Here is a 23,035-nt window from a genome sequence, read left to right as displayed (position 1 = left end):
CCGGTAGCGTCTTGTTATCCTTGCATAAGGATGTGTCGCCTCATGGACGATAACAACACAGACGGATTACTCTGCTTGAAGGCCGCATCAAAGCGCTACGAGACGCATTGACTCTCGGGTTCGGCACTATCCGGGATACGGCAGCCGCAGCGGATTTCTCGCCGCCGCAGCGCGAAACGAATGGTTGAAAGCGGAGTGAATGCGGTCGGGGGAAACGCCCCCGCCGCCTTATTGATTCCGGAACTTGTCGAGGAATTGCTGGGTACGCTGATGCTGCGGATTGGCGAACAGCGCTTTGGCCGGGCCCTGTTCGACGATGCGGCCGTGATCCATAAAGATAACTCGATCGGCCACGTCGCGAGCGAAGCTCATCTCATGGGTGACGATCACCATGGTGCGTTTCTCTTCCGCCAGTGAGCGCATGGTATTGAGCACTTCCCCCACCAGCTCGGGATCGAGCGCCGACGTAGGCTCGTCGAACAAAATCACCTCCGGCTGCATCGCCAGCGCGCGCGCGATAGCCACCCGCTGCTGCTGCCCGCCGGACAGCCGACGCGGATAAGCCGCCTCTTTGCCGCTCAGGCCCACTTTGGCCAGCAACGCGCGAGCGCGCTGTTCGGCGCTGGCTTTCGCCTCGCCTTTAACGATAACCGGCCCTTCAATGATGTTTTCCAGCACCGAACGGTGTGGGAACAGGTTGAAATTCTGGAACACGAAGCCGACCTGCTGACGCAGCGCGCGCACCTGATTCTTCTGTTTGCTCAGCGGCTTGCTGCCGTCGATCAGGATATCGCCGACGCGGATGGTGCCGGAATCCGGCTCCTCCAGCAGGTTGATGCAGCGCAACAAGGTGGTTTTCCCCGAACCGCTCGGCCCGATGATCGCCACCACTTCGCCGGCGTCCACCGCCAGATCGATTCCATGCAGCACCGTCTGACCCTTGAACTGCTTGGTCAATTGTTTAACTTCAATGGCACTCATGCGCTACTCCTGATCCTGGCGATTAACGTGGGCTTCCAGACGGTTTTGCAGTGCGGAAAGCAGGGTCGCCATCACCCAGTAAATCAGCGATGCCGCCAGGTACATGGTGAACACTTCCAGCGTGCGCGAGGTGATCAGCTGCGCCTGGCGGAACAATTCCGGCACCTGAATGGTGGCGGCCAGCGAAGTGTCTTTCACCAGGCCGATAAAACTGTTGCCCAGCGGCGGCAAGGCGGTGCGCGCCGCCTGCGGCAAGATCACCCGGCGCAGGGTTTGCCAACGGGTCATGCCGATGCTGGCGGCGGCTTCCCACTGACCTTTATCGATCGACGAAATCGCCGCGCGCAGCGTTTCTGAGGTGTAAGCGGCGGTATTGAGCGACAGGCCAATCAGCGCCGCCGGGAAAGGATCGAATTCAACGCCGAACTGCGGCAGACCGTAATAGATCATAAACAGCTGGGCGATCAGCGGCGTGCCGCGGAACAGCGATACGTAAATGCGCGACAGCCACGACAGCGGCCAAAGCGGCGAAAGACGCATCAGCGCCAGCAGAAAACCCAGCAACAGGCCGAACGCCATACCGCCCAGGCTGAGCTGGAGCGTCAATATTGCGCCCTTCAATAAAAATGGCGCTGAATCCAGCGCCAGTTGAATACTTTCGTGCATTATTTAGTTACGTCCGCGCCAAACCATTTCTCGGAGATCTTCGCCAGCGTGCCGTCTTTTTGCATCTCGGCGATCGCCTGGTCAATCGCGGCCAGCAGCTCTGGGTTATTCTTGCGCAGCGCCACGCCGGACTCCTGGCGGGAGAATGCCGGGCCGGCCACCGCCAGCGTATCGCCGGTTTTCTTCACCAGATCCAGCGCCGCCAGGCGGTCCACCAGAATGGCGTTGATACGGCCGACGCGCAGATCCTGATACTTGGTCGGATCATCGTCGTAAGTGCGCACGTCTACACCCTGCACGTTCGCACGCAGCCATTGCTCATAGTTGGTGCCCAGGCCAACGCCGACCTTCTTGCCCTTCAGGTCTTCCGGCTTGGTGATCGTGCCTTCGTTGCCCTTTTTCACCAGCGCCTGAATGCCGGAAACGGTATAAGGGGTGGAGAAGTCATATTTCTTCTTGCGCTCATCGGAGATTGTCACCTGGTTGATCACCACGTCGATGCGTTTTGACTCCAGCGACGCCAGCATGCCGTCCCACTTGGTCGGGTTCAGCTTGGCTTTCACGCCCAGATGTTGCGCCAACGCGTTGGCGAAATCCACTTCGAAACCGGTCAATTTGCCGTCTTCACCCTGGAAGCTGAACGGCGGATAGGTGCCTTCCAGCCCAACGATCAGCGTGCCGCGCTGTTTCACCTGCTGCAGCAGGTTATCGGCGGCGTAGGTTTGCGTCGTCACACCGGCGGCCAACGCAATACCCACCACGCCCAACAACCATTGACGACGAACTTTCGCAAACATCATAAACACCCCTGTATGTTATTTATCTTTTTTGATATCAGCACTTTAACAGTGCGACCGCCCGCATAAAGGAATATAACTTTATAAATATAGTTCAAAATGGAATAACAAGCGGCATTTACACCTGCGGATGGTAGGCGAACAGCGCCGGCGCACCGCCGGTGTGAACGAACAGGATGGGCCCTTCGTCGCGGAAACGCCGCTGGGCGATGCCGTCGATCAAACCGGCCATCGCTTTGCCGGTATATACCGGATCCAGCAATACCCCCTCTTGCTGCGCCAGCAGCTGCACCGCCGCCATGCCTTCTTCATTCGGCATGCCGTACTGCGGTGCGAAGTAATCGTCCCACAGCGCGATCGGCGCCAGTTCGTCGATATTCAGCGAACAGGCCAGGGCTTTCTGGATTTGTTCCACCTTCGGCAACTGATCGATCACGGTGCGTGAGACCGTCACGCCGATCAACTCGGTGTCGGGCAGCAGCTGTTGCAGCCCCACCGCCAGCCCGGCGTGGGTGCCTGCGCTGCCGGATGCCACCACCACCGAACTGAACGCCACGTTGCTACGTTGGCTCTGTTCGGCGATTTCCAATGCGCACTGTACGTATCCCAGCGCGCCCAGCGCATTGGAGCCGCCCACCGGCACCACGTAAGGCCGGAAGCCCTGCGCCTCAAGGCGCGTCGCCAGCTCCGCCAGCTGCTGCTGCGGATCGTGCAGCGCTTCGCACATCACCACTTCGGCGTTGAACAAGCCGAGCAACAGGCGGTTGCCGTTGGTCAGGTAGTTTTCCGCGCGGGTATCGATAGGGTTTTCCAGCAGCGCGACACAGTGCAGGCCCAGTTTCGCCGCCACCGCCGCCGTCTGGCGCACGTGGTTGGATTGAATGGCGCCGGCGGTAACCAGCGTATCGGCGCCTTGCCTCAGCGCATCGGCAGCCAGAAACTCAAGCTTTCTCAGCTTGTTGCCGCCCATGGCCATAGGGGTGACATCGTCACGTTTAAGGTAGATTTCACGGCCGAGATAATCGGAGAGACGGGACAGTTTTTCCAGCGGCGTGGCGACGCCAACCAGATCCAGACGCGGAAATTGCGCCAGTTGTTGTTGCAGGTTCACTACTTCCCCCCAGGGAATCGAGTATCAACATCTGATAACCGATAGATTTAGCAGATGTGAACTGAATAATCATCCTTTATCACGGGGGGATCCGCAGACCCCGGCCCAGCGGCCGGGGAAAATCTCAGTAGCTGCGCTGCCAGGCGAGATACTGATCGTATTTGCGCAGCGCAATGCGGTAGTTGTTGTGCGCCGCGGTAGGCAGATCGTCGATAATGCGCTGATGGCTGGCGCAGTTGGCGAACTTGTCCGCCGGGTAATTACGCGCCACCAGCATTTCGTCCAGCCGGCGCAGCCGCACCACATACTCGCGAATGGTGCTGTGGCTCATCTCGGTCTGTTCGAACAGATACTGCTTGAACGCCATGATGTCGAAATAGCTCGGGTGGCTGTTGCAGGAAATCTCGCTGCAAAAGCGGCACAGCGCGGTCAGCTCATGCTGCACGTTTTGCCAGACCGCATCGTCGATCGGCTGATCCATGCGCGCGATGGCTTCTTTATTAATTATCTTGCCGCGAAACACCAGCGCCATGCGGTCCAACAATTTACCGCACTGGGAGCAATGGGTCTGGCTGTGCTTGTAATCTTTCAGGTAACGGCTAAGCGGCCGTTTCTTCAACAGTATTCCTGGCATAAGGGGCAGTCCGATTGTCGCATGAGTCTTCGAGTTGAGGGGCGGCGAGCCGCCGTCAGGTATCGTTCGCCAGCCGCGCGCGCAGCCGTTTGATCGCCTGACTGTGCAGTTGACTGACGCGGGATTCCCCGACGTCCAGCACGGCGCCGATCTCCTTGAGGTTCAACTCTTCCTGGTAATACAGCGTCAGCACCATTTTTTCGCGCTCCGGCAACGCCTCGATGGCGTCGATCACTCGCTGGCGCAGGCTGCCTTCCAACAGGTGATGCAGCGGGTTGGCCTCTTCATGCCCTTCCAGCATCGGTTCCGCGTTCTCGCCATGCTCCTCGCGCCATTCGTCGTAGGAGAAAAGCTGGCTGTTATTGGTGTCCAACAGAATTTGACGGTACTCATCCAGCGAGATATTCAGCGTCTGCGCCACTTCCGTCTCGCTCGCCGGCCGGCCATAACGCTGTTCCAGTTGCCGCATCACCTGCGCGACCTCGCGTGCATGGCGCCGCACGCTGCGCGGCACCCAGTCACGGCTGCGCAGCTCGTCGAGCATAGCGCCGCGAATGCGCTGCACCGCATAGGTGGTAAAGGCGGTTCCCTGTAGGGCGTCATAACGCTCAACGGCGTTCAATAACCCGATTCCCCCAGCCTGCAGCAAATCGTCGAGCTCCACGCTGGCGGGCAACCTGACCTGCAGGCGCAGCGCCTCGTGGCGCACTAACGGGACGTAGCGCAGCCAGAGAGAATTTTTGTCCATCACGCCTTCGGCGGTATACAGATCGCTCACTATGTCTTAAACCTGCGGATAAGAGAGTCAGCGCTATTATGCTTAGGGGGCGAAATGCCAATCGGCTGAACAGTCGCACAAAACAGGCTTTATTTGCGCCATGTAATAACCGCGCGGTGCGCGAGCATAAAAAAACCCCGCCGAAGCGGGGTTTCTTTGCGACAGTTAATCGGGAGAGACGATTAACGCAGCAGGGACAGAACGTTCTGAGTAGACTGGTTAGCCTGTGCCAGAACAGAGGTGCCAGCCTGTTGCAGGATGTTGGCACGGCTCATGTTGGACACTTCGGTCGCGTAGTCAGCATCCTGAATACGGGACTGAGAAGCGGCCAGGTTGTTCACGGTGCTGTTCAGGTTGTTGATAACAGAATCGAAACGGTTCTGTACCGCACCCAGAGAAGAACGCAGGCCGTCAACCTGTGCCAGCGCTTTGTCCAGGGTATCCAGTGGGTTTTTGATGGTAACGTCAGCGCCTTCGGTCACTTTACCGTCATCGGCGATTTTTGCTTCTTTGTAGGTTTTAGCGCCGTCAGCAGCGGTAGTCTGCACGTAGTTTACTGCTTTACCGTCTTTATCTTTACCGGTAACCAGCTCTTTGCCTGCAGCCAGAGTGGATTTAGCTGGGTCATAAGTCACGTCCGCGCCGCTGTCAGCTTTAATTACGGTGCCGTTAGCGACTGCTGCGCCAACAGATGGACCTTTGTCGGTCACGTTGAAGGTGTCCAGACCCAGTTGCTTAGCGTCGATTTTTTTCAGGTCGATATCGATAGTTTCACCGTCGTTAGCGCCAACCTGGATGGTCAGTTTCTGATCGCTGCTCAGCACTTTCACGCCGTTGAAGTCAGTCTGCTCGGAGATACGGTTGATTTCAGACAGACGCTGAGTGATTTCGTCCTGGATGGATTTCAGGTCGCTGGTGGAGTTGGAACCGTTCTGCGCCTGTACGGTCAGACGACGGATGTTCTGCAGGTTGTCGTTAACTTCGTTCAGTGCGCCTTCAGTGGTCTGCGCCAGAGAGATACCGTCGTTGGCGTTACGAGAAGCCTGAGTCAGGCCTTTGATGTTAGCGGTGAAACGGTTGGAGATAGCCTGACCCGCAGCATCGTCTTTCGCGCTGTTGATACGCAGACCGGAAGACAGACGCTCAATCGCAGTGCCCAGAGAAGACTGAGATTTGTTCAGGTTGTTCTGCGCCATCAGAGACAGGCTGTTAGTGTTGATTACTTGTGCCATTGTTTGCTTTCCTTACGAGTCAGTTGCGTTCTTCGCAACACGGTTAAAAGGTTCGGGCTTGTTTGCCCACGGCGTCAACCACCGTCCCCTCAGGTATCGGCCCTCCCCTAACAACCTTTAGCAATTTTTTAAAATTTTTTGCGCCCGTTGCAATGGCGGAAATAACGCGCTTTTTCCCTCCTCTATTGCGCCATCGTTTTTTTGTTTTTTTCGGTAAACTTTTTCACCACTGGGCCGATAACGCGTAAAGCGAATAAAGTCATAATCAAGGAGAATTACTCATGGCAACGATCAGTTCATTAGGTCTCGGCTCAGGACTCGACCTCAATGGCTTGCTGGATAAGCTGACCAAAGCGGAACAACAGCGTCTGACCCCTTACACCACCAAGCAATCCAGCTACAACGCCCAGCTGACCGGTTACGGTACGCTGAAGGGCGCGCTGGAAAAATTCGACAATCTCAGCAAAGAGATGGCGAAAGAGGACTTCTTCAAGGCCACCACCGCCACCGAACACGACGCCTTCAAGATCACCACCAACGCCAAGGCGGTGCCGGGCAACTACGTGGTGGAAGTGAACAAACTGGCGCAGGCGCAAACCCTGACCACGCAGGCGAAAGTCAGCGACCAGGGCGCTAAGTTAGGCGCTGAAGGCGTGTCAGACCGCTCCCTGACCATCACCGCCGGCAACCCGCCGAAAGCCACCAAAATCCCGCTGAGCGACGATCAAACCTCGCTGGTTGAGCTGCGCGACGCCATCAACGGCGCCAAAGCCGGCGTCACCGCCAGCATCATGCGCGTCGGCGACAACGACTACCAGCTGGCGATCAGCTCTTCCACCACCGGCGAAAACAACAAGATCTCCCTCCAGGTCGACAATGACGACCAACTGGGGGATATCCTGAACTACAACGCCACCCGCGGCACCACCACCGCCATGAAGCAGACGGTCGCGCCGCAGGATGCGGAGCTGATGGTGAACGGCACGGCCATCAAACGCAGCACCAACTCGATCAGCGATGCTCTGCAGGGCGTCACCATCGATCTGAAAACCAAAACCAAAACCGATGAACCGCAACACCTGGTGATCAGCACCAACACCGCCGGCACCACCGACAAGATCAAAGAGTGGGTCGACAGCTATAACTCGCTGCTGGACACCTTCAACGCATTGTCCAAGTTCACCCCGGTGAAAACCGGCGAAGCGCCAAACCCAACCAACGGCCCGCTGCTGGGCGACAACACCCTGCGCGGCATTCAGTCGTCGATCAAAAGCGCGCTGAGCGCCGCCCAGGACAATCCGGAATTAAAAGGTCTGGGCAACCTCGGCATCTCTACCAACACCAAAACCGGCAAGCTGGAAATCGACAGCGCCAAGCTGAAGAAAGCGATGGATGAAAAGCCGGATCAGGTCAGCAACTTCTTCGTCGGTAACGGCAAAGACACCGGCATGGCCACCGAGATCCACAACGAGATCCAGAGCTACATCAAATCCGGCGGCATCATCGAGAACTCGACCAAAAGCATCAACACTAACCTCGATCGCCTGAACAGCCAGATCACCACGGTCACGGCCAGCATTCAAAACACCATCGATCGTTATAAACAACAGTTCGTTCAGCTGGATACCATGATGTCGAAAATGAACGGCACCAGTAACTATTTGGCTCAACAGTTCAAATAACCCTTTAACAAGGCAAAGAAAACAGCATGTATAACCGTAGCGGCACTCAGGCCTATGCACAGGTCAGTCTGGAAAGCGGCGCCATGAGCGCCAGCCCGCACCAGTTAATCGTGATGTTGTTCGACGGGGCGCTCAGCGCCCTGCTTCGCGCACGCATCCTGATGAACCAGGGCGATATCGCCGGCAAGGGCATGGCGCTGTCCAAAGCCATCAACATCATCGACAACGGCCTGAAAAGCGGCCTCGATCCTCAGCAGGGCGGCGAGATCGCCGAAAATCTGGCGGCGTTATACGACTATATGAAGCGTCGCCTGATGCAGGCCAATCTGCACAACGACGAAGCGGCGATTGCCGAGGTGGTCAAACTGCTGGAAAACATCGCCGACGCCTGGCGCCAGATCGGCCCTAACTACCAACCTTCGCAGGACGCCGTGTAATGGAACGTCAACAGCAGCTGTTAGCCGCTTATCAACAAATTTACACCCTGAGCAGCCAGATGATCGCGCTGGCGCAAACCGGGCGCTGGGAAGAGCTCGTCGAGCTTGAATTCGCCTACGTGACGGCGGTGGAAAAAACCGCCGCCTTTACCGGGCAAGCCGGCCCGTCCATGGCGTTGCAGGAGATGTTGCGCAATAAGCTGCAACAGATCCTCGACAACGAAACCGAGCTCAAACGTCTGTTGCAGCAACGGATGGATGAGCTGAAAACGCTTATTGAACAGTCAACGCGCCAAAACGTGGTCAACAACACCTACGGCCAGTTTCATGACCGCGCGCTGCTGCTGGGAGAGCCACAGGTCCGATAAGATCGACAATACTGACGAAAATGGATTAAATAGCACTATGCGCTATTACCCTCGGGTTACGTTAGGATATTAATCTATGGCATTTGAATTATTCAGTTTATGGGTAATTGGTAAAATGCGCGCTTCGAGCCTGGCTCTCACTTTAATGGATAAACATCATCCCGACACGGACGTTTTCTGTTCATCAGGAAATTGATTTTTGATAGATAAAACTCGCCGCTGTGTTTCACGGCCCATGGAAAAATGTTGCTCCAGCGCGGATCAAAGCGTAAAGATATTCCCAGATAATGGCTGCGAAATGAATATCGATGGAACGTACAATTAATCTCTGTCCTGGAATTGGCGCCTCAGCGCACATCATTCAGTATACTGAATTATTATTCCCTTCAGTCTATTTTGAGCAACCACATCTGTATCTGATACAACAAGGCCATAAGCGCGTACGCTGGCAACAACACGAAGTGGTCGCTCATCCCGGCGAGCTGTTGATTATCGACGGCGGGCAAACGGTGGACATTATTAACGGCCCGTCCGAAGACGGCGTATTCAGTTGCCAACTGCTGACCTGCGATCCCCTGTTGCTCACCGTCCAACCTCCGGCCGAGGAAACGCCGGCGGCGATGCCGTTCGATGCCGTCCTGGCGCTGCGCAACCTGCCCTGCGCCCTAAAGCACAGTTTTGAAACCACCGGCCTGGCGCTGACGCTGCGGCAACGCTTTCCCACCATCATCGTGCGGCACAAAATGCTGGAAATTCTGCTGTGGCTGGCCCAATTCGGCATTCGCTTTATTCACAACGAAGCCAAGGATCTGACGCAACGCGTGCGTCGCTGCCTGGCGACCGATCCGCACAGCATTTGGACGGCGGCCAAAGTCGCGGAGAGCCTGTCGATGAGTGAAGTGATGTTGCGCCGCAAGCTGTCGATGGAAAACACCGCGTTGCGCAACCTGATGATCGACGTCCGGATGAGCAGCGCGCTGGCCCTGCTGCAATCGACCGACTGGCCGATTTCCGCCATCGCGCAGCATGTGGGTTATGAAAGCGCGTCGCGTTTCGCCGAACGTTTTCGCAAACGCTTCGGTTTTGCGCCTACCGCCATTCGCGGCCACCAAAGGATTATGGAACCCGGCTCTCAGGGCGTTGAGACGATGGTCGCCGGAGAAACATAAATAGACGCGCAACAAAATGGCTTTATTTAACACAAGTCCCTAACGGTTGTAACAACGCTGAGATACGCTAAGCCACGTCCATCCGCCGAAAGCGAATTAAACGATGCGCAATGAAAAGCGATTATTTTCTCTGGCAATAATGTTGTTGGGGCTGTGGCTGCTAGCCTTACTGTATGAAGAAGACATGATGCGTTTACTGGCCGCACAATAAAACGGCCAGGTTTTTTATCGCCTGGTCAGACTTCAATCCAGTTTGACCAACACGCCAATTAACGTGGCTAAAACCACCAGCATTAAAATACTGATCAGACGCCATCTGGATTCGCTTTTACTGCTCATTGACCTGCCTCGAATAATAACCCTACTAATAAGGCCATAATAAACGCTCACCGGCACATTCAATAAGCCTGACAGCACAATGTTCGCCCCTCTATTCGGAACATTGCTCCCATTTCCTGTCGGTTGCGACGCGGCGATTACCGCTGCGATAACGGCGGTGGCACAAGCGCCAATTTTGCGGGCAGCTCAGCCACCAGTTTGTCCACCGCCAGCCGCACCTTGAGCGGCTGGTAAGGCATATAGGGCCACACCACGTTGACCGGGAAACTGAGGTTGGACTCACCGCGCATGATCTCCACCAACGTTCCCGCCATCAGCCGCTCGCGCACCAGCCACTCCGGCAGCCAGGCAATGCCGGCGCCGGCGGATATCGCATCGACGATCCCCTGCATATCATCCATCATCATCTTGGTCGGGGGGCTGAACGATTGCAGCTCACCGTTTTCGCCACGCAGCTGCCACGGCAGCACGGCGCCGGCGTGCAGATACCCCACCGCCTGATGCCGGCTTAACGCTTCCGCCGTGCTCGGCTCGCCGCAGCGCCGCACGTAGTCGGGCGACGCGCACAGGAGCATGCCATGTTCGCCCAAACGTCGGGCAACCAAACTGCCGCTGTCCGCCAGTTCGCCGATGCGCACCGCCAGATCGAATCCCTCGTCGACGAGATCGATCCTGCGGTCGCTGAATGAGATTTCCAGCGTCAATAACGGATGCTCATTCGCCAGCGCCGTCAACAAGGGCGCAATGCACAGGTGGCCGAACAGCACCGGCACCGAGACTCTGAGCCGGCCGCTGACCTGCATCTTGCCGCTGTCGAGCTGGTTTTCCGCCGCCTGAACGTTCGCCAATGCCTGTCGACAGTGTTCATAGTACAGCGCGCCTTCGTCCGTCAGGCTCAGGCTGCGCGTGGTGCGCATAAACAGCATCACGCCCAGCCGCGCCTCCAGACGCGACACGATTTTGCTGACCGCAGAACGCGTCAGATGCAGTTTCTCTGCGGCGGCGGCGAAACTGCCGCCTTCCGCTACGGCAACAAAGGCCGGCAGCGCACTCAGATCGCTTTTCATCTTAATGTTGCCAATATGGAATCAATTAGGTGAAAACCTATCACCACTGGTGAACCTTAAGCAATGATAACCTGCAGTCATTCCGGAGTCCCCGGTGAAAACCACAGATTACCGTCAGAGGACAACAGCATGAAAAAAATACTGGCACTCAAATCCAGCATTATGGGAAATGACTCGCAGACCAATAACCTGATTGACCGCTATCTGGCGGCGCGCAAAGCGAAAGGATACGACGATCGGATCGTCGAACACGATCTGACGGCGCTGGATCTGCCGGTGTTGGACGGCGAGCTGTTCAGCGCGCTGCGCGGCGCGGAAAATGTCAGCCCGCGCGCCAAAGCCACGATAGCGCTCTCCGATCAACTGATTGCCGAACTGAAAGAGAGCGACCTGTTACTGATCGGGGCGCCGATGTACAACCTCAACGTTCCGACTCAGCTGAAAAACTGGTTCGATCTGGTGGCCCGCGCCCGGATGACCTTCAACTATACCGCCACCTACCCGGTGGGGCTGGTGGAAGGCGTCGATGCGGTGGTCTTCAGTTCACGCGGCGGCATGCACGCCGGGCATCCGACCGACGCCGTAACGCCCTACCTGCGCTCGGTGCTGGGGCTGATGGGGATCGGCGACGTGCAATTCATCTATGCCGAAGGGCTGGACATGAAACCGCACGGCCGCGACCAGGGGTTGGCGAATGCTCACGAGCGGATTGCAGAATTGGCTGGCTGAGGTAAACGTACAACGGCATTGATTTGTTATAACATAACAAATATGATAACCGCGTCGGCGCCACTTCGAGCGGGCGTCGAGGCTCCTACATTACACAAATGTTTTATCGCACCTTCAGCCAGCTATTTCGATAGCTGGCTTTTTTTGTCCATCGACTGGCGTCACGGCTTCAGTATTGCCGGGCGGCGCGTTTCATTTCACGCTCACCGGGCGACTGTGTCTTCACCGACAGCGGCGCGACAAACGCCTTCCACTCTTTGCCGGCATCCTGATGAGGCGCCGTTTTTTGCGCCGATGAATAGTCATCATTCTGGCCGGCGCATCCAGACAACGCCATCATGGCCAGAGCAAGGCACAGCGATTTACACATTATCCTATCCCTCCTATAACCTTCGCCATAGGCTAACAGCGCCGAGCGAAATTTCACTGAAAAATGGACGGTACGTTCATCACACCGGCATATTCATGATGTCCTGGTAGGCCGCCACCAGCTTGTTGCGCACCTGGACGCCCAGTTGCAAAGACACCGACGATTTCTGCAGATCGACCATCACATCGTTCAGGCTGATGCCCGGCACGCCCAGCTCAAAGTCCTGCGCCTGTTTGCGCGCCGTCTGCTGGGTATCGCTGATCTTGCCGAGCGCCGCAGTCAGTTCGCTGGCGAAGCTGACGCCCTGCGGCGCCACATTTTGCCCCATCTTGCCGGCCTGAACCGCCATGGTCTGCATCTGCTGCAGAACCCCTTCAATGCCCTGAATCGCCATCTGGTCCTCAATCCTCTCGTCTCGCCGGGTGACGTTTTCACCCTGTACTTCTCCAATGATGCACACCCTAGCACAGCGTTTTCGGACCTAAAGCGGTTAATTAACTGCAAAAAACCCGGCTTATCGGGCAATCGGAATTGTCTGATAAGGCGAATAATGGCCTGCCCAGAAATGGGAGCGCCGCTATTTAGAAGATATGTGTATCAGGGAGTCTGTTTTGTCACACAACGCAAACCATACCGTTCATCAGCCTGGCAGGGAGCTGCTCAGCGGCCCGTACGGGATCGTGAGCGCCATTGAAGGACGAGACCTAAAATGAGTGCTTCGATAACCGCCGGCGAAAGCCGCGACAACGGCCTGCAGGCCATCTGGAACCGTCTGCGCGCCAACCCGAAAATTCCGTTGCTGGTCGCCGCTTCCGCCGCGATCGCGATCGTCGTCGCACTGCTGTTGTGGGTGAAAAGCCCCGACTACCGCGTGCTGTACAGCAATCTGAACGACCGCGACGGTGGCGCCATCGTCACCCAGCTGACGCAGATGAATATCCCTTATCGCTTCGCCGAGAATGGCGCAGCGCTGCTGATCCCGGCGGAAAAGGTGCATGAAACCCGTTTGCGCCTCGCGCAGCAGGGGCTGCCGAAAGGCGGCGCCGTCGGCTTCGAACTGCTGGATCAGGAAAAATTCGGCATCAGCCAGTTCAGCGAGCAGATTAACTATCAGCGCGCCCTCGAGGGCGAGCTGTCGCGCACTATCGAATCGCTGGGACCGGTGCAAAACGCCCGCGTTCACCTGGCGCTGCCTAAACCTTCACTGTTCGTGCGCGAACAAAAATCCCCTTCCGCCTCGGTAACGCTGACCCTGCAACCCGGCCGTGCGCTGGACGACGGCCAGATCAACGCCATCGTTTATATGGTGTCGAGCAGCGTCGCCGGTCTGCCGCCGGGCAACGTGACCGTGGTCGATCAGGCTGGCCGCCTGCTGACCCAGTCCGACGGCACCGGGCGCGATCTCAACGCTTCGCAGCTGAAATACGCCAACGAAGTCGAAAACGGCTTCCAGCGCCGCATCGAAGCGATCCTCGCCCCGGTGGTCGGCAGCGCCAACGTGCGTGCGCAGGTCACGGCGCAGATCGACTTCGCCACGCGCGAACAAACCGATGAACAGTACCAACCTAACCAGCAGCCGGATAAAGCCGCCATCCGCTCACAGCAAACCAGCCTGAGCGAGCAGATCGGCGGGCCGCAGGTCGGCGGCGTGCCGGGCGCGCTGTCCAACCAACCGAGCGCTCCGCCTACGGCGCCGATTGAAACCGCCAAGCCGGCGGCGGGCAATAACGCCAACGCCACCGCGCAAAACGCCGCGACCACCCGCAGCGCGGCGGCCAGCGGCGTGCCGCAAAATACCCGTCGCGACGCGACCACCAACTACGAGCTCGATCGCACCATCCGTCATACCCAGCAAAAAGCCGGCACCGTGCAGCGTCTGTCGGTCGCCGTGGTGGTCAACTACCTCGGCGCGGATAAAGACGGCAAACCGCAGCCGATGAGCAAAGAACAGCTGGCGCAGATCGAAGCGCTGGTGCGTGAAGCGATGGGCTACTCCAGCAGCCGTGGCGATACCCTGAACGTGGTCAACACGCCGTTTACCGACGCTCAGGTGACCGGCGGTGAACTGCCGTTCTGGCAAAGTCAGTCGTTCATCGATCGTCTGATCGACGCCGGCCGTTATCTGCTGGTGCTGCTGGTTGCCTGGCTGCTGTGGCGCAAACTGGTGCGGCCGCAGCTGCAACAGCGCCAGGCGGCGCAACAGGCCGCCCTCGCCGCCGCCAACGCGCCTGCCGCCAAAGCGGTCGACAGCAGCAAACCGAGCAACGAGGAGCTGGCGCAGCGTCGTAAATCGCAGCAGCGCGTCAGCGCAGAAGTCCAGAGCCAGCGGATCCGCGATCTGGCTGACAAAGACCCGCGCGTGGTCGCTCTGGTAATCCGCCAATGGATGAGTAACGAGATATGAGCCTGACCGGAACCGACAAAAGCGCCATCTTGCTGATGACGCTGGGTGAAGATCGCGCGGCGGAGGTGTTCAAACACCTCTCCTCGCGCGAAGTACAGCTGCTGAGCGGCACCATGGCAGGCATGAGCCAGGTGTCGCACAAACAGCTCGGCGAAATACTGACCGAGTTTGAAGACGACGCCGAGCAATACGCGGCGCTGAGCGTGAACGCCAGCGACTATCTGCGTTCGGTGCTGGTCAAGGCGCTGGGCGAAGAGCGCGCCGCCAGCCTGTTGGAAGACATTCTCGAATCGCGCGAGACCACCACCGGCATGGAAACGCTCAACTTTATGGAGCCGCAGAGCGCCGCCGACCTGATCCGCGACGAACACCCGCAGATCATCGCCACCATTCTGGTGCACCTCAAACGCGGCCAGGCAGCGGATATTCTGGCCCTGTTCGACGAACGCCTGCGCAACGACGTGATGCTGCGTATCGCCACCTTCGGCGGCGTGCAGCCGGCGGCGTTGGCGGAACTGACCGAGGTGCTGAACAACCTGCTCGACGGCCAGAACCTCAAACGCAGCAAAATGGGCGGGGTGCGCACCGCCGCCGAGATCATCAACCTGATGAAAACCCAGCAGGAAGAAGCGGTCATCGATGCGATGCGCGAATACGACGGCGAGCTGGCGCAGAAGATCATCGACGAGATGTTCCTGTTCGAAAACCTGGTGGAAGTCGACGATCGCAGCATCCAGCGCCTGCTGCAGGAAGTGGAAGGCGAGTCGCTGCTGATCGCGCTGAAAGGCGCCGAACAGCCGCTGCGCGAGAAGTTCCTCAAGAACATGTCGCAACGTGCCGCCGACATCCTGCGCGACGATCTGGCCAACCGTGGCCCGGTGCGCATGTCGCAGGTGGAGAACGAGCAGAAAGCCATCCTGTTGGTGGTGAGACGCCTGGCGGAAACCGGCGAAATGATCATCGGCGGCGGCGAGGACACCTATGTCTGATCGCATTAACACCCTGCCCTGGCAGCCCTGGTCGCTCAACGATTTGGGCGAACAGAAACCGGCGTTCGAACTGCCGCCGCTGGCGGATCTCGAACACAGCGATCCGTCGCCGGACGCGCAGGCCGAATTGCAACAGCAGTTGGCGACGCTGCGGCTGCAGGCCGAGCAACAGGGCCAGCAGCTGGGCTATGCCGACGGCCAGCAAAAAGGCTATGAGGCCGGTTTTCAGTCCGGTCTGGAAGAAGGCCGTCAACAAGGGCTGCTGGAAGCGCAGCAGCAGCAACAGCCGCTGACCGCCCACTGGCAGCAGTTGGTCACCGAATTCCAGCACACGTTGGACGCGCTCGACAGCGTGATCGCTTCGCGGCTGATGCAGCTGGCGTTGACCGCCGCCAAACAGGTGCTGGGCCAGCCGCCGGTGTGCGACGGCACCGCCCTGCTCGCGCAGATCCAACAGCTGATTCAGCAGGAGCCGATGTTCAACGGCAAGCCGCAGCTGCGGGTCCACCCGGACGACTACCAACGCGTCGAGCAGCAGCTGGGGGTCACCCTCAGTCTGCACGGCTGGCGCCTGCTGGCGGACGGCGAACTGCACCCGGGCGGCTGCAAGGTCAGCGCCGAAGAAGGCGATCTCGACGCCAGCCTGGCGACGCGCTGGCATGAACTGTGTCGCCTGGCGGCACCGGGAGAAGTCTGATGACCGCGCGTCTCGGCCGCTGGCTGAGCTCTCTGGATACGCTGGAAAAGCGCATCGCCCGCGCGCCGACGGTACGCCGCTACGGCCGCCTGACCCGTGCCACCGGGCTGGTGCTGGAAGCCACCGGGCTGCAGTTGCCGCTCGGCGCGACCTGCCTCATCGAACGGCACGACGCCGGTGAGGTGCAGGAAGTGGAAAGCGAAGTGGTCGGTTTCAACGGCCAGCGGCTGTTCCTGATGCCGTTGGAAGAAGTGGAAGGCATCGTGCCGGGCGCGCGGGTTTACGCCCGCATTGCGCCGGAAGGCCAAAGCGCCGGCAAACAGCTGCCGCTCGGCCCGGCGCTGCTGGGGCGCGTGCTGGACGGCAGCGCCAAACCGCTCGACGGCCTGCCCTCCCCGGAAACCGGTTACCGCGCGCCGCTGATCACCGCGCCGTTCAACCCCTTGCAGCGCACGCCGATCGAGCAGGTGCTGGACGTGGGAGTGCGCACCATCAACGGTCTGCTGACCGTCGGTCGCGGCCAGCGCATGGGCCTGTTCGCCGGTTCCGGCGTCGGCAAGAGCGTGCTGCTCGGCATGATGGCCCGTTACACCCAGGCGGATGTGATCGTCGTTGGCCTGATCGGCGAACGTGGTCGCGAGGTCAAAGACTTTATCGAGAACATTCTCGGCGCCGAAGGCCGGGCGCGCTCGGTGGTGATCGCCGCGCCGGCGGACGTATCGCCGCTGCTGCGCATGCAGGGGGCGGCCTACGCCACCCGCATCGCCGAAGATTTCCGCGATCGCGGGCAGCACGTGTTGCTGATCATGGATTCCCTCACCCGCTACGCCATGGCGCAGCGTGAGATAGCCCTGGCCATCGGCGAACCGCCGGCGACCAAAGGTTATCCGCCTTCGGTCTTCGCCAAACTGCCTGCGCTGGTGGAACGCGCGGGCAACGGCATCAGCGGCGGCGGTTCCATCACCGCCTTCTACACCGTGTTGACCGAGGGGGACGATCAGCAAGACCCGATCGCCGACTCGGCGCGCGCCATCCTCGATGGCCACGTGGTGCTGTCCCGACGCCTGGCGGAGGCCGGCCACTACCCGGCTATCGACATCGAAGCGTCAATCAGCCGCGCCATGACGTCGCTGATCGACGAAGAGCATTATCGCCGGGTTCGCACCTTCAAACAGATGCTGGCCAGCTATCAGCGCAACCGCGATCTGATCAGCGTCGGCGCCTACGCGGCCGGCAGCGATCCGTTGCTGGACAAAGCGATGACGCTGTACCCGCAGATGGAGGCGTACCTGCAACAGGGCATCTTTGAACGCAGCGGCTATGATGAAGCCTGTCAACAGCTGCAGCAGTTGATTGTTTAACGTCACAGAGGCGCAGAGCGATGAAATCACAGTCACCCCTGATTACCCTGCGCGATCTGGCGCAGGACGCGGTGGAACAAGCCGCGCAACAGCTGGGCCAGGTTCGGCAGGCGCAGCAGGCGGCGGAGCAACAGCTGTCGATGCTGCTCAACTATCAGGACGAATACCGCCAGAAGCTGAATCATACGCTCTGCGACGGCATGGACAGCTCACGCTGGCAAAATTACCAGCAGTTTATCGGCACGCTGGAACAGGCCATCGACCAGCACCGCCAGCAGCTGCTGCAGTGGGGGCAGAAAGTGGATCATGCGGTGAAGCAATGGCAAGACAAACAACAGCGGCTGAACGCCTTCGAGACCCTGCATACCCGCGCCTTAAATGCGGAGCAGCAGCAGGAGAATAAACGGGATCAAAAACTGATGGATGAGTTCGCTCAACGCAGTGCACAAAGGAATATCAACCCATGAATCTGAACGCCCTGCCCGGCCTGACCTTACCCGGCGATGCCGGCGGCCTGGCCGAACTGACGTCGGCGCTGGATGAGAGCCAACTGTCGACGGCATTCGCTCAGCTGCTCGGCGCGCGTTTCGCGCCCGCAGCCGATGGCAAACAGCCGCCGGTCGCACTGAGCGCGGACGATGAACGCGCCCCGGCCCTGAGCCGCAACCAGCTCAATCAACTGCTGGCCGCCTTCGGCGAGCGCGGCGGCCTGCTGCAGAACCCGGCAATCTCAGCCGATGCGCTTTCATCTGAACGCCCCGAGGCCGACGCGCCCGTCCCCGTCGCCGGCGATAAACCGGCGCAGCCGCCGATCGCCGCGGCCAAAGAGCTGGATGCCGCGACGCTGCAGGCGCTGTACGCCATGCTGCCGGCCGCGATCGTCGCCCAGACTCTACCGGCCGACGGCCAGCGGCCGCTGCCGGTGGAAAACGCTGACGATGCGACTGCGCTGCAGCACGGCAACGGCCTGCTGAACATCGCGGCAGCCGGCGATAAAACCGCCGCGCGCTCGTCGGCGTCAGCCGCCACGACGGTGACCAACGCTAAAACCCCGGCTCCGGACGGCGATACCGCCACGGCGGCGCTCCCGCAGCCGACCGGCGGCGAGCGCGCCAGTGCCGCTCAACCGCTGCCGGCGAGCGATACGCAGCAACCGACGACGCTCAATCACGCCGTCGCCCTGGCCGCCGCCAGCCCAACGCAAACGGCCGCCCCGGCCGGCGCGCTGGTGACAGCGCCGCCCGCGCCGCAGCTCAACGCGCAGCTGGGCAGCCCGGAATGGCAGCAGGCGTTGAACCAACAGGTGCTGATGTTCCACCGCAACGGCCAGCAAAGCGCCGAGCTGCGCCTGCACCCGCAGGAGCTGGGCGCTTTGCAGATCACGTTGAAACTGGACGATCAGCAGGCGCAATTGCACATTGCCTCCGCCCACGGTCAGGTGCGCGCGGCGGTGGAAGCGGCGATGCCGCAGCTGCGTCACGCGCTGGCCGAGAGCGGCATCAACCTGGGGCAGAGCAGCGTGGGGGGCGAGTCCACCCCGCAATGGCAACAGGCGCAGCAGCAGGCTTCCAATGGCCAGGGGCGTTCCAGCTATGCTGAACATCATGGCGGCGAGGCTGCGGCCGCCGACGGCGTCAGCGCGCCGGTGGCGTTGCAGCGCATGGCCAGCGCGGTCAACGGCGTCGATATTTTCGCCTGAGCCGCTGCAAACGCCCAAGCTGGCACCCATTTGCGCGTTTATTCAGGCTATTGCACGCCGTAATAGACGCGATAATACCTTTACATGTCATGCGTGCGGCTTTGCCGCGCGCTATGCCCGCCGCCTCGCAGGCCTCGGGTGGAACAACAGGAATTAGATTTGGCTATGTCTCAGAACTCCCTTCCGGCAGCACCGAAACGCCCCCTTCTGGTCATCCTGCTGGTATTGATCAGCATCGTCGCCTGTGGCGCCGCGGGTTACAGCTGGTGGCTGCTGCAACAGCATAAAAACGGTGCCGAACCGGCCGCCGTCAAAGAACAACCGCCGGCGGCGCCGGTGTTCATGCCGCTCGACACCTTTACCGTCAATCTGGTGACGCCGGACAACAATCCGGATCGCGTGCTGTACATCGGCCTCACGCTGCGTCTGCCGGACGAAAGTACCCGCCGTCAGCTGAACGATTTTCTGCCGGAAGTGCGCAGCCGTCTGCTGATGCTGCTTTCCCGCCAGGAAGCGAGCCAGCTGGCCAATGAACAAGGGAAGCAACAGTTGGTGGCGCAGATTAAGGATGTGCTCAGCCCGCCGCTGGTTAAGGGACAACCGAAGCAGGTGGTCAGCGACGTGCTGTTCACCGCCTTCATACTGCGGTAATCACTATGGGCGATAGCATTCTTTCACAGGCAGAGATCGACGCCTTGCTCAACGGCGACAGCGCGGGTGACGAACCCGAAGCGGTGGTCGGCAAAGAGAGCGAGGTCAAGCCTTACGATCCGAACACCCAGCGCCGCGTGGTGCGCGAGCGTCTGCACGCGCTGGAAATCATCAACGAACGTTTTGCCCGGCAGTTCCGCATGGGGTTGTTCAACCTGCTGCGCCGCAGCCCGGACATTACCGTCGGCCCGATCAAAATCCAGCCGTATCACGAGTTCGCCCGCAACCTGCCGGTGCCGACCAACCTGAACCTGGTGCATCTGAACCCGCTGCGCGGCACCGCCCTATTCGTGTTCGCGCCGAGCCTGGTGTTCATCGCCGTCGACAACCTGTTCGGCGGCGACGGCCGCTTCCCGACCAAGGTCGAAGGCCGCGAGTTCACTCCGACCGAACAGCGGGTGATCAAGCGCATGCTGCGCCTGGCGCTGGACGCCTACGGCGACGCCTGGAGCGCCATCTACAAGATCGACGTGGAGTACGTGCGCGCAGAAATGCAGGTGAAGTTCACCAACATCACCACCTCGCCGAACGACATCGTGGTCACCACGCCGTTCCAGGTGGAGATCGGCGCGCTGACCGGCGAGTTCAACATCTGCATTCCATTCGCGATGATCGAACCGCTGCGCGAGCTGTTGACCAACCCGCCGCTGGAAAATTCGCGGCAGGAAGACAGCCACTGGCGCGAAACGCTGGTGAAGCAGGTGCAGCACTCCGAACTGGAGCTGATCGCCAACTTCGTCGATATCCCGATGCGACTGTCGAAAGTCCTGAAGCTGCAACCGGGCGATGTATTACCGATAGACAAGCCGGAACGCCTGATCGCCCATGTGGACGGCGTACCGGTTCTGACCAGCCAATACGGCACGTTAAACGGGCAATACGCCCTGCGTGTTGAACATTTGATTAACCCTATTTTGAATGCTCTGAGTGAGGAACAGCCCAATGAGTGATCCTAAGCAACCGTCTGGCGAAGGAAAGGAATCCGTAGACGATCTGTGGGCTGATGCGTTTAACGAGCAGCAGTCTTCAGAGAAATCCGGCGCGAGCACCGAAGGGGTGTTCAAGTCGCTGGAAGCTCAGGATGCGCTCGGCAGCCTGCAGGATATCGACCTGATCCTGGATATTCCGGTCAAGCTGACCGTGGAACTGGGGCGCACCAAGATGACCATCAAAGAGCTGCTGCGCCTGTCGCAAGGCTCGGTGGTGGCGCTGGACGGCCTGGCCGGCGAACCGCTGGATATCCTGATCAACGGTTACCTGATCGCGCAAGGTGAAGTGGTGGTGGTGGCCGACAAGTTCGGCGTGCGCATCACCGACATCATCACCCCATCCGAACGCATGCGTCGACTGAGCCGCTGATGACCGCCGCGGCGCCCGTTACCGTCCAAAGCACCCAACCGCCCGCCGCGCCGGCCCTGCCGGCCGGTTCGGTGTTGATGCAGGTCAGCAGCGCGCTCGGCGGCATTCTGCTGCTGATCCTGCTGGCCGGTTGGCTGTTCCGTCGGCTGGGTTTCGCCCCGCAGGCGCGCAACAACAAACTGCTTAACCTGCGCGCCAGTTGCCAGGTCGGACAGCGCGAGCGCGTGGTGGTGGTGGAAGTCGACGACACCCTGCTGGTATTGGGCGTCACCGCCCAGCAGATCACCCCGCTGCACACCCTGCCCGCTCCGCCGAAAGACGCAGGCGAAGCCGACGCGGCGACGCCGGCGGACTTCCGCCAACTGATGCAAAAAGTTCTGAAACGCCCGGAAAAATCGGCATGACCTCGACTCTTCATACCCTCGTCCGCCGCCCGGCGGTTTGGCTCCCTGCCGCCCTGCTGTTCATCAGCCCGGCGGCTTTCGCGCAACTGCCGGGGCTGATCAGCCAGCCGCTGGCCAACGGCGGCCAGAGCTGGTCGCTGCCGGTGCAGACGCTGGTGCTGTTGACCTCGCTGACCTTCCTGCCGGCCATGCTGCTGATGATGACCAGCTTCACCCGCATCATCATCGTGCTCGGCCTGCTGCGCAACGCGCTGGGCACGCCGTCGGCGCCGCCGAACCAGGTGATGCTGGGGCTGGCGCTGTTCCTGACCTTCTTCATCATGTCGCCGGTGTTCGACAAGGTTTATCAGGATGCCTATCTGCCGTTCAGCCAGGACAAAATCGGGCTGGAAGTCGCGCTGGATAAAGGCGCGCAGCCGCTGCGCGAATTCATGCTGCGGCAAACGCGCGAAACCGATCTCGCGCTGTACGCCAGACTGGCCAATCAGCCGCCGCTGGCCGGCCCGGAAGCGGTGCCGATGCGCATCCTGCTGCCCGCCTACGTCACCAGCGAACTGAAAACCGCCTTCCAGATCGGCTTTACGGTGTTCATTCCGTTCCTGATTATCGACCTGGTGGTCGCCAGCGTGCTGATGGCGCTGGGGATGATGATGGTGCCGCCCGCCACCATCTCGCTGCCGTTCAAGCTGATGCTGTTCGTGCTGGTCGATGGCTGGCAGCTGCTGCTCGGCTCGCTGGCGCAGAGCTTCTATTCGTAACCCCTGACCGGAGAAAGCGAGATGACACCTGAATCGGTTATGGCGCTCGGCACCGAAGCGATGAAAGTCGCGCTGGCGCTGGCCGCCCCGCTGCTGCTGGCGGCGCTGATCAGCGGCCTGGTCGTCAGCCTGCTGCAGGCCGCCACCCAGATCAACGAAATGACGCTGTCGTTCATCCCTAAAATTCTGGCGGTGGTGGCCACCATCATCATCGCCGGTCCCTGGATGTTGAATCTGTTGCTGGACTATATGCGCACCCTGTTCAGCAACCTGCCTACCCTGATCGGCTGACC

27 protein-coding genes and 1 pseudogene are annotated in these 23,035 nt (G+C 59.8%); 18 read left to right on the top strand and 10 right to left on the bottom strand.

Translation table 11 applies throughout. From position 1 onward, the window contains the following. Window positions 1–100: 100 nt before the first annotated feature. Window positions 101–199 (top strand): annotated as a pseudogene (locus J9788_RS25245) (type II toxin-antitoxin system HicB family antitoxin); the annotation flags it as partial. A gap of 29 nt (window positions 200–228) precedes the next feature. Here the strand turns inward: J9788_RS25245 and tcyN are convergent. From tcyN to J9788_RS08825, 7 genes are all read right to left on the bottom strand, one after another. Beyond that, window positions 229–981 carry an L-cystine ABC transporter ATP-binding protein TcyN gene (tcyN, locus tag J9788_RS08855; protein ID WP_015378232.1) on the bottom strand — a complete coding sequence of 251 codons (753 nt, stop codon included), beginning with the start codon at window positions 979–981 and terminating at the stop codon, window positions 229–231. Window positions 982–984: 3 nt separating this feature from the next. Further along, complete coding sequence (tcyL, locus tag J9788_RS08850) at window positions 985–1,647, bottom strand: cystine ABC transporter permease (protein WP_033643498.1); 663 nt, start codon at window positions 1,645–1,647, stop codon at window positions 985–987. Next, on the bottom strand, window positions 1,647–2,447 hold the full coding sequence (tcyJ, locus tag J9788_RS08845; protein WP_033650878.1) for a cystine ABC transporter substrate-binding protein: 801 nt from the start codon (window positions 2,445–2,447) through the stop codon (window positions 1,647–1,649). The genes tcyL and tcyJ overlap by 1 nt, the downstream gene beginning before the upstream one ends. Before the next feature lie 115 nt (window positions 2,448–2,562). Continuing rightward, complete coding sequence (locus J9788_RS08840; RefSeq protein ID WP_094142797.1) at window positions 2,563–3,555, bottom strand: D-cysteine desulfhydrase; 993 nt, start codon at window positions 3,553–3,555, stop codon at window positions 2,563–2,565. 124 nt (window positions 3,556–3,679) lie between these two features. Beyond that, complete coding sequence (gene fliZ, locus J9788_RS08835) at window positions 3,680–4,189, bottom strand: flagella biosynthesis regulatory protein FliZ (protein WP_033643501.1); 510 nt, start codon at window positions 4,187–4,189, stop codon at window positions 3,680–3,682. Window positions 4,190–4,244: 55 nt separating this feature from the next. Further along, window positions 4,245–4,967: an RNA polymerase sigma factor FliA gene (locus tag J9788_RS08830; protein WP_004934752.1), complete on the bottom strand. Its 723-nt coding sequence runs from the start codon at window positions 4,965–4,967 to the stop codon at window positions 4,245–4,247. Window positions 4,968–5,149: 182 nt separating this feature from the next. Next, window positions 5,150–6,199: a flagellin FliC gene (locus J9788_RS08825; protein WP_046896607.1), complete on the bottom strand. Its 1,050-nt coding sequence runs from the start codon at window positions 6,197–6,199 to the stop codon at window positions 5,150–5,152. 281 nt (window positions 6,200–6,480) lie between these two features. On the opposite strand from J9788_RS08825, the gene fliD reads away from it, so the two are divergent. From fliD to J9788_RS08805, 4 genes are all read left to right on the top strand, one after another. Further along, entirely contained in the window at window positions 6,481–7,881 is a 1,401-nt protein-coding gene (gene fliD / locus J9788_RS08820) for a flagellar filament capping protein FliD (protein ID WP_182264269.1), read from the top strand. Window positions 7,882–7,907: 26 nt separating this feature from the next. Continuing rightward, the gene (fliS, locus tag J9788_RS08815; RefSeq protein ID WP_004934758.1) at window positions 7,908–8,318 is read left to right on the top strand and encodes a flagellar export chaperone FliS; all 411 of its coding nucleotides are present in this window, start codon (window positions 7,908–7,910) and stop codon (window positions 8,316–8,318) included. After that, window positions 8,318–8,686 carry a flagella biosynthesis regulatory protein FliT gene (fliT, locus tag J9788_RS08810; RefSeq protein ID WP_033643504.1) on the top strand — a complete coding sequence of 123 codons (369 nt, stop codon included), beginning with the start codon at window positions 8,318–8,320 and terminating at the stop codon, window positions 8,684–8,686. Before fliS ends, fliT begins: the two co-directional genes overlap by 1 nt. A 308-nt stretch (window positions 8,687–8,994) precedes the next feature. Next, window positions 8,995–9,855, top strand: coding sequence for an AraC family transcriptional regulator (locus tag J9788_RS08805; protein ID WP_046896605.1), 861 nt, complete (start codon window positions 8,995–8,997; stop codon window positions 9,853–9,855). A 476-nt stretch (window positions 9,856–10,331) separates the two neighbouring features. On the opposite strand, the gene J9788_RS08800 is transcribed toward J9788_RS08805, so the two are convergent. After that, window positions 10,332–11,261 (bottom strand): LysR family transcriptional regulator, encoded by a 930-nt coding sequence (locus tag J9788_RS08800; RefSeq protein WP_046896604.1) that lies wholly within the window; start codon window positions 11,259–11,261, stop codon window positions 10,332–10,334. Between the two features lie 129 nt (window positions 11,262–11,390). On the opposite strand from J9788_RS08800, the gene J9788_RS08795 reads away from it, so the two are divergent. After that, window positions 11,391–11,990, top strand: a complete 600-nt coding sequence (locus J9788_RS08795; protein WP_046896603.1) for an FMN-dependent NADH-azoreductase — start codon at window positions 11,391–11,393, stop codon at window positions 11,988–11,990. A gap of 169 nt (window positions 11,991–12,159) precedes the next feature. Here the strand turns inward: J9788_RS08795 and J9788_RS08790 are convergent, their stop codons facing one another. Next, entirely contained in the window at window positions 12,160–12,360 is a 201-nt protein-coding gene (locus J9788_RS08790) for a hypothetical protein (RefSeq protein ID WP_046896602.1), read from the bottom strand. Window positions 12,361–12,439: 79 nt separating this feature from the next. Continuing rightward, a complete protein-coding gene (fliE, locus tag J9788_RS08785) occupies window positions 12,440–12,754 on the bottom strand; it encodes a flagellar hook-basal body complex protein FliE (RefSeq protein ID WP_046896601.1) in 315 nt (104 codons plus the stop codon). 315 nt (window positions 12,755–13,069) lie between these two features. Here fliE and fliF point away from each other — a divergent pair, with 315 nt between their 5' ends. From fliF to fliQ, 12 genes are all read left to right on the top strand, one after another. Then, window positions 13,070–14,764 (top strand): flagellar basal-body MS-ring/collar protein FliF, encoded by a 1,695-nt coding sequence (gene fliF / locus J9788_RS08780; protein ID WP_182264268.1) that lies wholly within the window; start codon window positions 13,070–13,072, stop codon window positions 14,762–14,764. Further along, window positions 14,761–15,753: a flagellar motor switch protein FliG gene (gene fliG / locus J9788_RS08775; protein WP_004934775.1), complete on the top strand. Its 993-nt coding sequence runs from the start codon at window positions 14,761–14,763 to the stop codon at window positions 15,751–15,753. The genes fliF and fliG overlap by 4 nt, the downstream gene beginning before the upstream one ends. Continuing rightward, a complete protein-coding gene (fliH, locus tag J9788_RS08770; protein ID WP_182264267.1) occupies window positions 15,746–16,450 on the top strand; it encodes a flagellar assembly protein FliH in 705 nt (234 codons plus the stop codon). Before fliG ends, fliH begins: the two co-directional genes overlap by 8 nt. Beyond that, entirely contained in the window at window positions 16,450–17,811 is a 1,362-nt protein-coding gene (gene fliI, locus J9788_RS08765; protein WP_004934781.1) for a flagellar protein export ATPase FliI, read from the top strand. The genes fliH and fliI overlap by 1 nt, the downstream gene beginning before the upstream one ends. 20 nt (window positions 17,812–17,831) lie before the next feature. After that, window positions 17,832–18,278, top strand: a complete 447-nt coding sequence (gene fliJ, locus J9788_RS08760) for a flagellar export protein FliJ (RefSeq protein ID WP_033643513.1) — start codon at window positions 17,832–17,834, stop codon at window positions 18,276–18,278. Further along, window positions 18,275–19,510: a flagellar hook-length control protein FliK gene (locus J9788_RS08755; RefSeq protein WP_046896598.1), complete on the top strand. Its 1,236-nt coding sequence runs from the start codon at window positions 18,275–18,277 to the stop codon at window positions 19,508–19,510. Before fliJ ends, J9788_RS08755 begins: the two co-directional genes overlap by 4 nt. Window positions 19,511–19,675: 165 nt before the next feature. Next, window positions 19,676–20,161 carry a flagellar basal body-associated protein FliL gene (fliL, locus tag J9788_RS08750; RefSeq protein WP_182264266.1) on the top strand — a complete coding sequence of 162 codons (486 nt, stop codon included), beginning with the start codon at window positions 19,676–19,678 and terminating at the stop codon, window positions 20,159–20,161. 5 nt (window positions 20,162–20,166) lie between these two features. Further along, entirely contained in the window at window positions 20,167–21,171 is a 1,005-nt protein-coding gene (fliM, locus tag J9788_RS08745) for a flagellar motor switch protein FliM (protein ID WP_004934798.1), read from the top strand. Beyond that, window positions 21,164–21,580: a flagellar motor switch protein FliN gene (gene fliN, locus J9788_RS08740; RefSeq protein WP_004934799.1), complete on the top strand. Its 417-nt coding sequence runs from the start codon at window positions 21,164–21,166 to the stop codon at window positions 21,578–21,580. Before fliM ends, fliN begins: the two co-directional genes overlap by 8 nt. After that, the gene (fliO, locus tag J9788_RS08735) at window positions 21,580–21,984 is read left to right on the top strand and encodes a flagellar biosynthetic protein FliO (RefSeq protein WP_033650868.1); all 405 of its coding nucleotides are present in this window, start codon (window positions 21,580–21,582) and stop codon (window positions 21,982–21,984) included. Before fliN ends, fliO begins: the two co-directional genes overlap by 1 nt. Further along, window positions 21,981–22,742: a flagellar type III secretion system pore protein FliP gene (fliP, locus tag J9788_RS08730; RefSeq protein ID WP_033632755.1), complete on the top strand. Its 762-nt coding sequence runs from the start codon at window positions 21,981–21,983 to the stop codon at window positions 22,740–22,742. The genes fliO and fliP overlap by 4 nt, the downstream gene beginning before the upstream one ends. A gap of 21 nt (window positions 22,743–22,763) precedes the next feature. Further along, window positions 22,764–23,033, top strand: coding sequence for a flagellar biosynthesis protein FliQ (gene fliQ / locus J9788_RS08725; protein ID WP_004934803.1), 270 nt, complete (start codon window positions 22,764–22,766; stop codon window positions 23,031–23,033). Window positions 23,034–23,035: the final 2 nt, after the last annotated feature.

This window comes from Serratia sp. X10, assembly GCF_017811775.1.
Classification (GTDB): Bacteria; Pseudomonadota; Gammaproteobacteria; order Enterobacterales; family Enterobacteriaceae; genus Serratia; species Serratia ureilytica.
Note: the sequence above shows the minus strand (reverse complement) of the source record. Positions and strands in the feature narration are given on the sequence as shown.

Bases quoted from the DNA above. Each gene is read 5' to 3' on its own strand.
- J9788_RS08795 (WP_046896603.1), top strand. From the start codon at position 11,391: ATGAAAAAAATACTGGCACTCAAATCCAGCATTATGGGAAATGACTCG.
- fliS (WP_004934758.1), top strand. From the start codon at position 7,908: ATGTATAACCGTAGCGGCACTCAGGCCTATGCACAGGTCAGTCTGGAA.
- J9788_RS08825 (WP_046896607.1), bottom strand. From the start codon at position 6,199: ATGGCACAAGTAATCAACACTAACAGCCTGTCTCTGATGGCGCAGAAC.
- fliE (WP_046896601.1), bottom strand. From the start codon at position 12,754: ATGGCGATTCAGGGCATTGAAGGGGTTCTGCAGCAGATGCAGACCATG.
- fliT (WP_033643504.1), top strand. From the start codon at position 8,318: ATGGAACGTCAACAGCAGCTGTTAGCCGCTTATCAACAAATTTACACC.
- fliJ (WP_033643513.1), top strand. From the start codon at position 17,832: ATGAAATCACAGTCACCCCTGATTACCCTGCGCGATCTGGCGCAGGAC.
- fliL (WP_182264266.1), top strand. From the start codon at position 19,676: ATGTCTCAGAACTCCCTTCCGGCAGCACCGAAACGCCCCCTTCTGGTC.
- J9788_RS08800 (WP_046896604.1), bottom strand. From the start codon at position 11,261: ATGAAAAGCGATCTGAGTGCGCTGCCGGCCTTTGTTGCCGTAGCGGAA.
- fliD (WP_182264269.1), top strand. From the start codon at position 6,481: ATGGCAACGATCAGTTCATTAGGTCTCGGCTCAGGACTCGACCTCAAT.
- fliP (WP_033632755.1), top strand. From the start codon at position 21,981: ATGACCTCGACTCTTCATACCCTCGTCCGCCGCCCGGCGGTTTGGCTC.
- J9788_RS08805 (WP_046896605.1), top strand. From the start codon at position 8,995: ATGGAACGTACAATTAATCTCTGTCCTGGAATTGGCGCCTCAGCGCAC.
- fliG (WP_004934775.1), top strand. From the start codon at position 14,761: ATGAGCCTGACCGGAACCGACAAAAGCGCCATCTTGCTGATGACGCTG.
- fliN (WP_004934799.1), top strand. From the start codon at position 21,164: ATGAGTGATCCTAAGCAACCGTCTGGCGAAGGAAAGGAATCCGTAGAC.
- tcyL (WP_033643498.1), bottom strand. From the start codon at position 1,647: ATGCACGAAAGTATTCAACTGGCGCTGGATTCAGCGCCATTTTTATTG.
- fliQ (WP_004934803.1), top strand. From the start codon at position 22,764: ATGACACCTGAATCGGTTATGGCGCTCGGCACCGAAGCGATGAAAGTC.
- J9788_RS08790 (WP_046896602.1), bottom strand. From the start codon at position 12,360: ATGTGTAAATCGCTGTGCCTTGCTCTGGCCATGATGGCGTTGTCTGGA.
- fliZ (WP_033643501.1), bottom strand. From the start codon at position 4,189: ATGCCAGGAATACTGTTGAAGAAACGGCCGCTTAGCCGTTACCTGAAA.
- fliI (WP_004934781.1), top strand. From the start codon at position 16,450: ATGACCGCGCGTCTCGGCCGCTGGCTGAGCTCTCTGGATACGCTGGAA.
- fliO (WP_033650868.1), top strand. From the start codon at position 21,580: ATGACCGCCGCGGCGCCCGTTACCGTCCAAAGCACCCAACCGCCCGCC.
- tcyJ (WP_033650878.1), bottom strand. From the start codon at position 2,447: ATGATGTTTGCGAAAGTTCGTCGTCAATGGTTGTTGGGCGTGGTGGGT.
- J9788_RS08755 (WP_046896598.1), top strand. From the start codon at position 18,275: ATGAATCTGAACGCCCTGCCCGGCCTGACCTTACCCGGCGATGCCGGC.
- tcyN (WP_015378232.1), bottom strand. From the start codon at position 981: ATGAGTGCCATTGAAGTTAAACAATTGACCAAGCAGTTCAAGGGTCAG.
- fliH (WP_182264267.1), top strand. From the start codon at position 15,746: ATGTCTGATCGCATTAACACCCTGCCCTGGCAGCCCTGGTCGCTCAAC.
- fliM (WP_004934798.1), top strand. From the start codon at position 20,167: ATGGGCGATAGCATTCTTTCACAGGCAGAGATCGACGCCTTGCTCAAC.
- fliF (WP_182264268.1), top strand. From the start codon at position 13,070: ATGAGTGCTTCGATAACCGCCGGCGAAAGCCGCGACAACGGCCTGCAG.